This window comes from Clostridium sp. ZBS2 (assembly GCF_023845855.1).
GTDB classification, from domain to species: Bacteria; Bacillota; Clostridia; order Clostridiales; family Clostridiaceae; genus Clostridium; species Clostridium aquiflavi.
In genome coordinates this window covers 38,043-52,585 of record NZ_JAMQIF010000008.1, presented here as the reverse complement: position 1 = coordinate 52,585, position 14,543 = coordinate 38,043, and the positions used below count along the sequence as shown (strand labels likewise).

The following is a 14,543-nucleotide window of genomic DNA, read 5'->3' as shown; positions in this document are numbered from 1 at the left end:
TTTACTTATACATATATCAACGTCCCCCTTAAAACTACTTCATTCCATCAAAGAAATTTTTCTCCCATTTATCATTTTCAAAATAAAAGAACTTTTCTTTGCTTATATATAATTCATGATCTTTTCTCAATATAGCTAGTACATAAAATCCCCAAAGTTCCTCTTCTGCCCAAACAAAAAACTTTATTTCATCATTTTCAATATTATCTGTTTCATGCTGACTTATATTAGGATACTTTTCTATAATGCTAACAGCATCAGTTTTTTCTAATTCTTCATTATTAAACTTATAATCATATTCATATTTCACATTATTGCTGCTATCTTTTAAATAAAGCTTTAATATAACTCGGTCCATAAATCTTGAAACGAACCCTCTTTTTATTGCTTTATTCTTAATTAATGTGATTTCGTCTCCCTTATGTGTAAATGCTGTAAGTGTATAAGGAAGTGTTGGCATATTATTTTGAATTTGTATATCAGCATATCCAAAGTTTTTAGAATAAAGATACTTCAATGCGCCCTTAAGGCAACTTAACTTTAAGTCATAATCTTCACTTGTATCTTTTTTACTTTTATTTATTTCAATTATTCTTCCTGGTATAAATTCTTTTAAAGCATCTTTAAATATATCTACATTACATGATTGACCAGTAAGTTTAATTAGTGAGTATTCATAAAGTTCATCATTTTTATATAAAGTTTCTAAGAATTTCTTTATTATGTTATATACATCACCTTTTATTAATGTGCTTATTTCATAAGTTGTAATATTTAACGTTGGTGCCTCTTTTATAATTTGCAATCTTCCATTATTCATATAGGATAATTTCCATTTATCATATATAATTTGAGCACTATCTATTATTTCTAAATTTTCCTTTAATTCATTTGGACTTAATATTATCTTTATAAGCTCTGGATTACTAAAGAATATTTTCTTAATCTCTTCTGCTAGATTGAATAAGAAATAATAATTGTTTCTAGCTTTACAATAGTCCTCTTTATTTCTAGTTTCATATAATTTAAACTTTGTTGGAATTATCTCTTCAGCCCTGTCATATTCACTGTTTAATTCTTCATATAATTGATCAATTCCATATTTATCTATGTTTCTAAATATATCTATTTTAAATTCATCCACTATAGCTTTTTTAATTTCTAAATAATTATCCCTAGCCAATACATTCGCCATTAATATTTTTATAAACTGTAAAATTCTAAATGTAAGATTGTTACCTCCAAAGTCTGTATCTCCATTTTCATATGATGTCTCTATATCTATTTTGTACGAAACTCTATTATCTCTTATACTAAAACTACAACCTGAAAGATCTGTAGTTCCCCCTCCACAATCTATGATTAATGCCTTATATTCATCTCCACTTGAATACTTATCTCTATCTATAAAATTACTTATTGTGTTATAAAGAACAGCCACACTTTCCTCTATCATATTTTTGCTTTCAACATTATATTCACTTAATACTTCTTCAAATAATTTGTGAAATTTATACTTTTGTTTCGATGGACATGAAATGTAAATATTTTTGAATTTACATTTAAATCTTTGATTTGCTAAAGATATGACATACTCTAAATACGCTTTTATGATATCTTTTCTCTTTATAAGTGTTGTTTTTCCATGAATATCTATTACTTTTTCACTTTTCTCGAAATCACTTATCCACCTTTTTATGTCATAAAAAACTGTTAAACTGTCATCAACGTATCTCTTTTTTGATGCAAATAATGCATCATATCCAAAAATATATTTCACATTATCTTCATTTTCATTTATATATTTAATGCCTACTACACTTGGAATTAGTGGAGTTATGCTATAATCTTTTTTAGTCGTATCTAAAAGTTTTACTAATTTTACTTTATCATCTTCATAATCTTCTAAATTTATATTTCTAATTAAATTATCATTTAATCCTTGAAATACTTCTTTATCTATATAAATACCTGCTGTAGTATTTGATGTTCCAAAATCTATAGCAATTGGCATTGTTGTCTCTTCTAATTCTTTTATTTCAAGTTGTAAAATAGGCAAAGATGAGTACTCTAAATTATAATTTTGAAAATCAACTTTATTTTCATATATATCATAAATTAGCTCTGATTCTTTTTGTGGTAAAAATATTAGATTATAAAATTTACTTTCATTTTCTTGAATAAAAACATCTTTTCCTTTTACTAAAAAGTATTTATATTCATTATTCATTTTTATCTTTTTTATATTAAGTATAGTAGAAACATTGAAATTATTATCAACTAAAAGAACATTACCTTCGTCTAATTCTTTATTGCTTTTCAACTCATATTCATCATATATTTCAAGTGATAAATCTTTGTAAATTACTATTTTTCCAGAGTAATCTATAATTTCACTTTGAATTTCTTTTTTATCACTTCTCTTTAAGAATTTCTCGATTCTTTCTATTCCGTTCTCTATATAATTATTTATTAAACGATTATCTTTTTCTCCTCTATATTTTATGATAAGTTTTATAAGCTCTTCTTTATCTAAAGGATTTACTATACTTTTTACCAATTTTTCTTTATTACATATCTCTCTTAATTGAAAAGTTGTCATTAATATTAAGTCTTTTTCTTTATATCTTTTTGAAATATTTTCTTCTTGTTTTTTATGCAACTTGTATGTATATAATCCCATTTTTTCCTCCTGATTTTTGGTTGTTTTTAAATTGTTAATAACATCTATACTTTTCAATTCATTTTTCAATGAAAAAAAAAACATACAAATTATATTTATAACTTTTTATTCAATCATTACTATGTCATCAATTTTCATAGTATTATCAGAACCTAAAATTCCAAAATGTTTGTCCCAAAATAAATACACATTCATATTTATAGGTAAAAATGTATTTATAATGGCATTTATTTTGCCTTTTAGAATTTTATCTTCAACTTCACTTAAATAAATATATATATCTTTTGAACTTTCTTTATTTAAATACACTATGCTGTATTTAAATATTTTTGCTAAAATTTTATTGAAAAGTTGCAACGAAGTTCCTGTTTTATATAAAGTTATAAAACTATTTAAAAATACATCTGTTTCTTCTTTATTAAAACAAAGTATATCTTTAGCTAACTCTTCTCCATATACATTATTTATTACGTCTTTAAATAAAAACTTCTTATAAAATTCATTTTTATTTAATCCTTGTTTTAAATCTAACTCACATAAATAATGAATTAATATATCAAATAGTACATTTTTTAATTCTGTGTTTTCTTTAAAATTAATATCAAACAATTCTCCAAATATCTCTTGAAATCTATACAAAGCATTTATTTCAATGTATTCACTTTGTGGTAATTTACTTGAATTAATGTTTTGAATAGCGAGTTCCATATATGGACTATATACCTCTGCTTGTTTAAATTTAATTCCTTCTGTTGGAGTATTTTCTTCTATTGCTTTTATAAAGATGTCATAAATGTAATTCATATTAATCTTCCTTCACATTTATATTCCGGATAAATAATTTGTATTTCTGATACTAAAAAACTTAAAATATCTTTATTTAAATAATATTCTTTGTTCTTTGGTTCAAAGTATAAAACTAAAGATTTTTTTATGTTATCTTCTCTTATTTCATCTATTATAAAATCATTAGCATCGTAGGTTTCTTTGTCTTCATCAAATTTAAGTTCTTCTATTTTTAAATCTCTAAATCTCAAATGTTTTGATACTTCAAATGAATTTATAAGCTTTGCTATTTCATTTTTTGTTTTTATAACATATCTATTATTAAATAAAAATCTATTTGAAAAATTAACATTCTTGTAATTACTCATAATTTCGTAATTATCTTTTTTAGTATTATCTTCTTTATAATTTACAATCTTATAGACTATCCATGGAGATGAAACAGATATTTTTGATGTTATTGTTATATAATTCTTTTTTATTGTTACATAATCCATATTTTCTTCATCTAAATTAACCAAGTAACCATGATTTGTTCCTTCTTTTTCAATTGAAATATAATGTTCAAAATTAACTTTATCTATACAAGGTACTGGAAATCCTGCACATTTCAATTTAATCTCTTTAATGTTCCAAAGTGGCACCATATCATATTTTATATATTTGCTATAATCACCAAAGTCTATGTTTATCTTTATAATCTCTTCTTCTTCATCTATTTGATCTTCACACTCTGTGAGAAATATTTGTGCTATTTTATTAATATAAGGCATATTAACTGTTTTCCACATAATGTTGTTATTTATAAAACACTTGTATAAAGTATTTATTTTTTCTTTATATTCAGTATTTGCTTTTATTTTAAAATAAGCTTTATGAATCTTTTTATTTGTTTCTATAATTCCTGTTATTTCTGAATTATTAGATATGAACTGTTTAAAAATACTGTAGTCGCATTTTAGAAATACATTAAACATTTCAGAAAATACATTATCATTTAAATTATCTATAATTGTTTTTACATCATATATCTTTTCCTCTGTATCTTCTTCTATCATTGGAAATAAAAATTCATTAGTTACATCTAAATGTTTTCTATCAATTATTGTTGAATACACATTATATTTTTCCTCTAAATATTGTATTTCATCAAAAACTCTTTCTTCTAAATCATTAAATCTATCTTCACTATGTTGTTCTAATGAAGTGAAGACACTGTTCAGTATTTTTTTTAGCATTACTCTATCATTTAAATCATTTATTTCATTTAATTTTTCATAAATTCTATTCATTTTTACCACCTGTACTAGCTATTTCTTTATCTAATACCTTTAATTTTTCATCTATTGATTTTATTTCTTCTGTAAGACCTACTTGAGTGTATGCATCTTTTGCTAATGTATATAAAACTTTTGCAGATGTTATATCACCCTTAACGTATCTTTCGTTAGCTTCATTTAGATATATATCACCTTCAGCTTTTGTTTGCGATTGCCCTTCTATTTTTTTATCCATAAGAACTATTTTTTCTTCTAATTCATTTGCTAAACTATTTGAATTTATTTTTTCAAATGCCTCTTTTGCCAAAGCATAATACATCTTCGCTCCTACGTAATCTCCTGCTATATATTGTGTATCACCATTTTTTCTAAGGTCTATAGCTTTACTTTGAAGATCATCATCTTCCTTTTTAGCTTTTTCTTCTTTTTCCTTAGTTTTTTCTTCTTCTTCTTTTGCTTTTTCCTCTTCTGCTTTAGCCTTTTCCTCATCTTGCTTTTGTGCTTCTGCTTCTTTGCCTTGCTTTTCATATATTCCTTTAAGTTTATCTATAGCTTCTTGTTTTTCATCTTTTAAATAATAATTTGAAGCAAGTCTTTTTGCTTCTAAGTAATTTGCTTCTGCTTCTGGTACTTTTCCTGCTTCTAACTGACTATCTGCAAGTTCTAAAAGATCAGCAACACTTATACATGTTTTAGCTATATCTATTTTCTTCAAAATATAATTTCTTGCTTTATCATCAACATCTTCACCTTTTTGCATTGCTAATAAGTACTGATCTAAAGCTTCATTAAATTTCTTTTCTTCAAGTTTTTTATCACCTTCAAGTATTATTTCTGTATATTTACATTCACCATCTATTTCTTTTATGTCATTTTTAAGTTTATATTTGTTAGCTATCTTTAATGCTTCTTCATATTTTGAATTTGCTTTTTCTATATGTTCATTTTCTATGTATCCATTTGCTTCACTTACATAATTATTCATAGATGCAATTGCTTCTCTTTTTTTATTTTGCTTTACATTAAATACTACTAATGCTATAACTAAAACCAAGATTATTGGAATTGCTGCAAATAAAATTTTCTTTATCATAGCCTTTTTCTTTGGATTTATATATGCCTTTTCAACAAAGGTTACAGCTAGTGTATAGTTTTCTAAATTATTTAATTGCTTTGATAAGATCATATCTTCAACTCTATCTGCAACTTCTTCAGGCTCTGTTGCCCCCTCTAGAGCATCTTCTATTTCTTTTTCATCACAATTTTCCCATATTCCCTTTGTAAGCAATGTAAATACATCACCATCGTTAAGTTTTATTTTTTTAGATATGAACGGTGAACTTAATTTATTTTCTCCTAAGTAACATGAAAGATTATTTCTCTCTATATGCTTAGCTGCCTTATCTAAAGCTATCATTTCCTTATCACTAAGTTGTTGAGTTAATGATAGATCTCTACTTTTTTCTTTTAAATATCCATCCTTAAAAAAATAGAATCTTGAATTACCTATTACAATATACCTAACTTTACTGTAATTAGTTATAGCTATTGTCATAGATGCTTTAAGTCGTACATTTTTACTTGTCTTTACTATTTCTTCATTAACTTTATTTAAATACTTTTTTAGTGTAAATTTATTCATAGTAGGATTTTGTGTAAATAATTTAATGAATGTTGTTACTGCAATTTGAGCAGTGTCATTTTCTGTGTCATTATCAATACCATCTGCAATTGCATAACATCCAAACTTATCAAGCTCTACAAAGGCAAAATAATCTTTATTTTGAAGATGCGTTCCTTCTTCTGATATAAAACTTGTCTTAAATTTTGAATTCAACTTTCTCATTTGTCTCACCCTAACTTATTAAAATGCGATTATTTTTAAATATTCTTTTTCATAATTATTATGCTTCCATTATGAGTATTTTCATGATGTTCTATTTCATCTATAATTTCATCCAAAACTATATCTATATGCTTTTTATTTTTATTTAATATATTTTCAAAATCTACCCATCTTATTTCTTCATAAATCCCTTTACTCATAATCAAAAGTAAATCATTTTTTTCTAATTTAATACTATGGTTTTTCATTTCTACATTATTAAGATTTTCTTGTCCAAGGTAATATAAAACCTTTTTGTTATTTAAAACTTGAAGTGCTTCAATCTTTTCAAGTTTTCCTTCATAATATTTTTCTTTTGCAACTTCATTCATACAATGACCTTCACTCAATTTTATAAGTTCACCTTTTCTAAAAATAGTTAACATCAAATTACCTAAAGAAGTATAATATAAATTTTCTTCATCAATAATTGCCATTAAAATGCTTGTACCACCTTTATTCTTCTCTACTCTTTTAAGTATTTCATGATTTGCTTTATTAATGGCTTTTTTTAAAAAGTAACTCACTTTTTCATTACTATATTCCTTTAAAAACATATTTGATATTGTTTTTACAGCAGTAATACTAGAAATTCTTCCCGCTTCATTTTTTCCTAAGCCATCAGCAATAACTGCTAAAACTGCATTATCTTTTTTCTTTATATTAAAGTAATCTTCTTGTATTTCTTCATGACCTATATGTGAATATTTAACTAAACTTATATTTTCTTTGTTCATAATTTTAAACAATATGTGCTTTATCACACATAATAAAAGTAATAACATTATTAATATAAGCACTACTTCTTTTTGATCATATCTACTCATAAATAACATTTAAATTACCCCTGTTCTTTATCTTGCCATTCAAAATGTTCACCACAAAATGGTACAAATAAGAATTTACTCTTTCCAAGCTCTATAACATCATAATTTGTAAGTTGTGTTGGCATATATACTGGTTCATTATTTAAATAAGCAATTCCTGAAGAATCTCCTGGAAGTAATACATAATTTTTCTTTTTAGGATCATATACTACAACGGCATGATTTCTGGCTGTTATGTAATTATCCCCAATTATTTGTATGTCCATATCATCAGCTCTACCGATGAAATTTTTCCCATTCTTTATTTTATAATCTTTTCCTACTCTACATCCTTCAATGCAAACAAGCCATCCACATACTGGCTCTATTTCTTGATATAAAAGATTTGTTTCTACTTCTTCCGCATCTGGTACAAGTTCTTTCTTATTTTCTTTTTTACTTGTATCTATATTACAATAAGGACATATTGGACCATATCGTCTTTCACTAAACATATGACCATTTTGACATCTAATTAATGACATATAATCACTCCATTCATCTAAGTAATAATTTCACTTTTGAAATAAATATAATATCTCCTTTTTTTAAGCTACAAGGAGTATTTTTCACAATCCTATACTTTTTACCATCATCTATTTTTTGTATACAAACTCCACTATCTAGAGATAGATCTTCTATATACCATGTTCCAGCAGCATAATTTAATACTGCATGATTCTCTTCAACTAAGGTTGAATAAATAGATTTGTCTAAGTCTACAAATACATGGTTCTTCTTATTGTTTTTTCCAATAAGAAAAGATATTTTATCTTGTATTTCCCATTGTTTTATGATTTCATTATCTTCATTTACTAGCTCAATGGTATTTATACTATTGCTTTCTTCTATATAACTTTCATTATGTATTTTTCTATATAAAGTTATAAATGTTATAATTCCAAATACAATTAATAAACCTAAAAGTACACCTTTAAGTTCCCTTGATTCTATAGTCATATAAGTTATTCCAAATATTAATGTTATTGTTATGCCTATAAAAACATTTATTAATTGAATACTAAATATCAACTTATTATTTTGATTATTTTTCAAAGTAACCACTCCATTACTTTCTTAATACTTTTTACTCTATATAAATCCTTATTTCTTTACATTAAAAAAATTATTAAATATATTACTTGTATCAATAGGATTTTTACTATCTTTTTTTATTTTGCTTCCATCAACATCATTACTACTTGCTTTAAAGCCAAAAAAACTTTCGAAATATTGATTTAAATCATTTAAAGCATCACCTTTGTTAAAGTTTTCTTTGGTTTTTTCTTGTGATTTTTTACTATTATTTTTGCTTTCATTTTTTTGTCTATTAGAATTATTTTGATTTAACTTTTTATCATATTCTTCTCTAGATGATTCATTACTTAAAATTTCATATGCTTCATTAATTTGTTGAAACATTTCTATTGCATCTTTATTATCTTTATTTTTATCTGGATGATACTTTTTAGCTAAGTTTCTAAAAGCTTTTTTTATTTCATCTTTATTAGCACTTTCTGAAACTCCAAGTATCTTATAATAATTTTTCACTTTATCACTCACTTTTTATTTAAATTAGAGTATGTTTTAAATATATTTTGATATAGCAATAAACAAAGTGTCATCATTACTCCATACACACCCTTACTTATGCATATATAACAATCTAATAAAACATAGACTTAAATTAAGATTTTATTTTCATACTATATTTAATTTCTATAGACTAATACTGAAATATTTTAGTATACTATAGTTAGTGATACTGAAGGTATATAAAAACTAAAATACTCATATTTATTTTAAAAAAGTTGCATGTGAGGATTTAAATTATTAGTGAGTCAAATTTAAATCCTCTGCAACTATAGTAAAATTAGATATATTGCTATTTTATTACTTTTAGGTATAATTAAGCGCTATATCCGCCTTCAATTGTAACTTGAGTTAGCTTATCTTTCTTTTGTCTAACTACAAGTGTAAATGTACCAATACCTTCAGTGTCACCAAAGTTTTCTTTGTAATCTACAACGAAAGCATTAGGATAAGTAATTTTTCTTATAATTTGATCAGCTGAAATAACTTCTACTGTTATTTTTCTATAACAATCAGCTTTTTCTGCTGGTACTAATGACCAAAGTCCCATTTGTCTTGTGCTATCAAATGGATCCCCATCTACAGCTGTTAATATTTTTCCGCTTATAGTCATTGTGCTTCCTACGTCTTTTGAACGTGCATTAGCATCCTTTGGAGTGTCTGTTGTAAATCTTACTTTTTCAACACTTTCAATACTTAAATCAATTGTTTCTGCGCCTTCAATTTTTACTCTAAATCCCATTTTTTAACTCCTCCTATTCTTGTCCAAATCCACCTTCAAATTTTACAAAAGCTGTTTTATCTTTCTTTTGTTTTACACATATCTTGAAAGTACCAATACCTTCAGCATCTCCGAAGTCTTCTTCGTAGTCTACAACAAATGCATTAGGTAATGTCATTTGTCTTACTATTTGTGATGCTGAAATAACATCTACTTTTACGCTCCTATAACAATCAGCTTTTTCTGCTGGTACAAGAGACCATTGTGCTAATTTTATAGTGCTATCAGCAGCTTCCCCTCCTACTGGAGTTAATATCTTTCCTGTTATAACTAATGTTGTACCTTGGTCTGTTGAACGGGCATTTGAATCATCAGGTGTATCAGTCTTAAATTCTACTGTTTCAACACTTTCAATGCTTAAATCAATAGTTTCTGCACCTTCAACTTTTACTTTAAATCCCATTTTGTCATCTCCCTTTTCATAATTTATTTATAATTAAAATAGATATTTAATTAATATCTATCAGAATTAGCTAGCTTCACTTCTAGTAATTTCAACTTCAAGATTTTTAATATTTCCATTAAATACAAGATCAATATTACATGTTCCACTCTTATCATTTATAACAAAGTTAATGTCATCTCCATCTTGTATTATTGCATTAATGAATTCTTTATTTGACATCCATTTACTCTTAACGCTATTAGGATTATTACTAAAGAATTTAACTATATTATCTTCTTTAAAATCATTAGTATAGAATCTTAGCATTCTTTCTATATAAGTTGTAACTAAGGTCTTATACATTGATTCAAAATCATTTTCAGTTGCTTGAAGGCTTCTTGCCTTGTAAACTGTAATTTGTTTTATATCTTTACCTTGGTATTTAGCATTTTCTGATGAGAATACAAATCCAAAGTTCTTTCTATTTATTAAATTTTTGATTTCATTAGTAAATCCTGATATTTCTTTTGCTAAAGTTGAAGTAATTCTTAGCGAATTATCTCCAGATTCAATATCAAATCTTACTCCTGGATAATCAAAAAATACATTGCCATAATATTCTCTTAAGTATTCTGGACATTGATATGCTGCAACTATTCCTGCTGCAATATATGAACTTCCAATATATACTCCTTCAATCCATAACTTAAATAAATCTTCTTTTGCTTTTGACAATTCTGCACTTCCCTCATCTGTCATAAGCATTTTACTATCAAGTATCACACCTGATTTTTCTTTTGGAATTATTGTAAAGTTTGGAACACATGGAATTGCAAATTCGCTGTATGTTTGTCTCATAAGAGGGGCACATCTGTCCATAAATTTATCTATTCCTGCTGTAGCTACATGATTAAATGTAGTATCTTCTCTTGCTTCAAAGCTAAAGAAAATTTGGATTCTATATTTTTGAACTGTATTAAGAAGTAAAGATAGGTTTTCCATAGTATTACATTCTGTTTTTTCAACTTTTTTGTTTCCCTTAAATCTTTCTCTCTTAGCTCCACTTTTGTTTTGACCTTCTAATTCAATTGATGGAACTATTCCAAACCAAATTGTATTATCAAAATCATTTTTATCATTTACAGTACTTAAATATGCTTCAAGTCTTGGCAAGTTAGCTGAATTTACCAATCTGTCAAGCTTATTATTTGCAACAAGTAATGTTGGCTTCATACCTTTGTTTTTTGTTTTATATTGGTCAAAGAACATCTTTACACCAACAATTTTTTCTATTAATGGTTTAACAGTTTTTATAAAATCATCTTTAGAATTTTTGTAGAACTCAAGGTATGTATTATAATTTTCAACTTCATGTTCTACATCTATTTCACTTTCCATTGTAGATGCAAGCGGGCAAAAAGTTCTAACAACTAAACTTTTTACATAATCAGATTTTGTTTCATTCACTTCATCATAGTCATCTTCAAAGGCTTCAATTAATCCTACATTTGCTTTGTCATCTATTGCAATTAATGATTTTTCTTCACTCTTAGGTGCTTCAAGAACCTTAAGTTCTCCATCTTGTCCCATGCTTAACACACCTATTTTTAATGCTTCTCCGCCATTTTGGCTATCATCTTGTCCTAAAAGTAATCTCGTTTTTATATCTTCAATAGCTAATGGAAGCATTGCCATTATGTTATTGTAATTTTCACCAGCATTCTCAAATAAATTATTTAATTTATCTCCTAAATCTAACTTACTTGGATCTTCATCATCTAGTTCGTCATATTTACTATATAAATATTGTATTTCTTTTCTAGATTGTCTTATATCATCCATTACTTTTTTAGGTGAAATCATATCTAATAAATTTTCAAATTTAAAATCTACATTTGCTATTCCCTGAGCACTTTTAGTATCTATTAAAGTGAATAACATTTTTAGAAAATCATTTGATTGATTTATAGGGATTTCTGTTACAAAGTTATCTGGAAGATTTTCAGGTTTCTTCAATGTATACATAACCTTCTGGTTTGTTGCATTATAAAATGAATATACAACAGGTGAGAATTTATCTAAAAATTCATCAAAACTACTTACTAAAAAATTTTCATTAATTTCTTTTATCTTATCATCATTTAAGCTGCTTAATCCTTTAGTGTCTCCAATTACTGAAATCAAATCTAATCTTTCGGGGTTTATTTCCTCAAATAATATCGTTCTATTCGTTTGTTGAATAACATCCATAATCTATTTCCTCCAAAAATTATTTTATGCTACTTTTCATACTTAAATGAAATCACATTTCCTTTTTCGGTTTATTTTACCATAACTTTAAATTTAATCCCTAATTTATATTTAATTTCCAGTATTTTTTTGTAATTTTTTTAAATTTTTTTCTAAAATTGAATAATTTTTTATATATTTTTTTGATGATTTATTAATTGTCAACGTTATATTTAAACTATCTAAGAAAATTTAGTATTTTTTGTATTTTTTTTAAATTTATCTATTTTTTATTTATAAATATTAGAAAAAGGCAATAAAAAATAAATTTAAAATTGCTTTTTATTGCCTTTTTTTAAAAAATTTTATTAAATTTAATTGATATTTTATACTTAAAAAATTATAAATGATATAATAAAAATTATTAAGCTAGAAATAATTAATATAAAATTTATTAAGTCCTTAACATGAAAAGTAGCTTTATTATTTATATTTTCATGTTCTTGCGCTTCTAAATCAATATTTGATACATATTGTGAATTCATTTGTCCAAGTGATTGAATTGATATCCCAAGTGAATTTCCTGATATATTTAAGAAAACTTCTATAACTAGCACAGCTAAGCTTATAACAAACAAAGTATCTTTTAATGTAAAACCATAAATATGATATATTCCTAAAGAAATTAATACTAAAACTATACAATTAATAAAAGTCCCCAAAATAATTTTCAGAATAATATTTCCATCCATATACAATCTCCCTTTAATTTATTATACCTCTGGGGTCCAAAAAATTCCAAATCACTTTGAAGCCTTAAATATGCCTGCCTTTGTTGTGATTTCTATATTTTTATTTTCTTGAATATATTTTTCTAAATACTTTGTAAATTCTTCTCTTTTTTCGCCAACAAGTATTGAATTTCCTTGAATTGTTGATGCTTTATATGATACAACGGGCTCTGCTTTATCTACTATTATCTTTCCTTCTAATATCTCTGATTCAATATTATTAAAATATTTCTTTAGCATTTTTTCTCCGTTCTCTAAATCAAATCTAGAGGAAAGACCATTATTATTAATATCTAAATTAGGATCAAATTTTTCAGCTAATTTATTTAATTCAATCATAGAATTACATGAATTAGTGGTTACGTAAAAAATACCATTTGGTTTTAAAACTCTTTTTATTTCACTTAATGCCTTTTCTATATCAGTAACAAAATAAAGCATATGTTCTGCAATAACAACGTCAAAACTTTCATCATCATAAGGAATATCTTCTGCATTTATCTTTTTATACTTGAACTTATAATCTAAATTTTCCAAATTATTTTTAGCGCACTTTAACATATTGGGAGAAAAATCAGATAAAATAATTTCAGAATTTTTATCTATTAATTCTTTGTTTTTTATCCATAGCTTTCCTACTCCACACCCTAATTCCAATATTTTTGAGCCTTCAGTCAAGTTCATTTTTTGAAAACACCATTTATCCCAATCAATCTTATTTGTATTATAACTATGAAGAGTGGTTCTCAAATTCAAATTTTTATCGCTATTATACTGCTCCTTTATACTATTTTGCATATTTGTTATTTTTATAATGTTTACTAAGTTATTGACATCTAAAAAACCTTTTTGTTTTGCAGTGTTTTCAGCATTATTAAATATTTCTATAACAGAATCTATATGTCTTTTCTTTTCTTCTAAAGCCCTTTTTTGGATTTTTACCATGCTCTCTAAATTTTCTCCGCTTTCATTTAATATATGAGCTATCTCACTTAATGATATTCCAATAAACTTTAGAGTAGTTATTTGTTGAAGCCTTAAAAAATCATCTTCACAATAAATTCTGTAACCAACTTCTGTTTTTTCAGATGGTTTAAGAAGTCCTATTTTATCGTAATGCAAAAGTGTTTTTACAGTGACTCCAGACCTTTTAGCAAACTCCCCTATTTTCAAAATTACCCCTCCAATTCATTAATGAAATTATATAAACATGTTTTGCTAAAATGTTTATATATACATAAGAAAAGTGGACTGAGTAATTGAA

The 14,543-nt window shown here is 25.4% G+C and carries 13 protein-coding genes; all 13 read right to left on the bottom strand.

What is annotated here, in order from left to right:
- Positions 1-34: 34 nt before the first annotated feature.
- Positions 35-2,683 carry an Hsp70 family protein gene (locus NG918_RS05745; RefSeq protein ID WP_252225202.1) on the bottom strand — a complete coding sequence of 883 codons (2,649 nt, stop codon included), beginning with the start codon at positions 2,681-2,683 and terminating at the stop codon, positions 35-37.
- A gap of 105 nt (positions 2,684-2,788) precedes the next feature.
- A complete protein-coding gene (locus tag NG918_RS05740) occupies positions 2,789-3,487 on the bottom strand; it encodes a hypothetical protein (RefSeq protein ID WP_252225200.1) in 699 nt (232 codons plus the stop codon).
- Positions 3,484-4,761 carry a normocyte-binding protein gene (locus NG918_RS05735; protein ID WP_252225198.1) on the bottom strand — a complete coding sequence of 426 codons (1,278 nt, stop codon included), beginning with the start codon at positions 4,759-4,761 and terminating at the stop codon, positions 3,484-3,486. The genes NG918_RS05740 and NG918_RS05735 overlap by 4 nt, the downstream gene beginning before the upstream one ends.
- Positions 4,754-6,595 carry a serine/threonine protein phosphatase gene (locus NG918_RS05730; protein WP_252214066.1) on the bottom strand — a complete coding sequence of 614 codons (1,842 nt, stop codon included), beginning with the start codon at positions 6,593-6,595 and terminating at the stop codon, positions 4,754-4,756. Before NG918_RS05730 ends, NG918_RS05735 begins: the two co-directional genes overlap by 8 nt.
- 35 nt (positions 6,596-6,630) lie before the next feature.
- Positions 6,631-7,470: a PP2C family protein-serine/threonine phosphatase gene (locus tag NG918_RS05725; RefSeq protein ID WP_252214068.1), complete on the bottom strand. Its 840-nt coding sequence runs from the start codon at positions 7,468-7,470 to the stop codon at positions 6,631-6,633.
- Positions 7,471-7,475: 5 nt separating this feature from the next.
- On the bottom strand, positions 7,476-7,985 hold the full coding sequence (locus tag NG918_RS05720; RefSeq protein ID WP_012424108.1) for an FHA domain-containing protein: 510 nt from the start codon (positions 7,983-7,985) through the stop codon (positions 7,476-7,478).
- A gap of 13 nt (positions 7,986-7,998) precedes the next feature.
- The gene (locus NG918_RS05715; protein ID WP_252214070.1) at positions 7,999-8,556 is read right to left on the bottom strand and encodes an FHA domain-containing protein; all 558 of its coding nucleotides are present in this window, start codon (positions 8,554-8,556) and stop codon (positions 7,999-8,001) included.
- 48 nt (positions 8,557-8,604) lie between these two features.
- Positions 8,605-9,051, bottom strand: coding sequence for a DnaJ domain-containing protein (locus tag NG918_RS05710; protein WP_252214072.1), 447 nt, complete (start codon positions 9,049-9,051; stop codon positions 8,605-8,607).
- A 358-nt stretch (positions 9,052-9,409) separates the two neighbouring features.
- Positions 9,410-9,835, bottom strand: coding sequence for a hypothetical protein (locus NG918_RS05705; protein WP_003370322.1), 426 nt, complete (start codon positions 9,833-9,835; stop codon positions 9,410-9,412).
- Between the two features lie 13 nt (positions 9,836-9,848).
- The gene (locus NG918_RS05700; protein ID WP_003368913.1) at positions 9,849-10,277 is read right to left on the bottom strand and encodes a hypothetical protein; all 429 of its coding nucleotides are present in this window, start codon (positions 10,275-10,277) and stop codon (positions 9,849-9,851) included.
- Positions 10,278-10,343: 66 nt separating this feature from the next.
- On the bottom strand, positions 10,344-12,509 hold the full coding sequence (locus NG918_RS05695; RefSeq protein WP_252225195.1) for a transcriptional regulator: 2,166 nt from the start codon (positions 12,507-12,509) through the stop codon (positions 10,344-10,346).
- Between the two features lie 371 nt (positions 12,510-12,880).
- On the bottom strand, positions 12,881-13,240 hold the full coding sequence (locus NG918_RS05690; RefSeq protein WP_252225193.1) for a hypothetical protein: 360 nt from the start codon (positions 13,238-13,240) through the stop codon (positions 12,881-12,883).
- A gap of 51 nt (positions 13,241-13,291) precedes the next feature.
- The gene (locus tag NG918_RS05685; RefSeq protein ID WP_252225191.1) at positions 13,292-14,452 is read right to left on the bottom strand and encodes a MerR family transcriptional regulator; all 1,161 of its coding nucleotides are present in this window, start codon (positions 14,450-14,452) and stop codon (positions 13,292-13,294) included.
- Between the last annotated feature and the right edge of the window lie 91 nt (positions 14,453-14,543).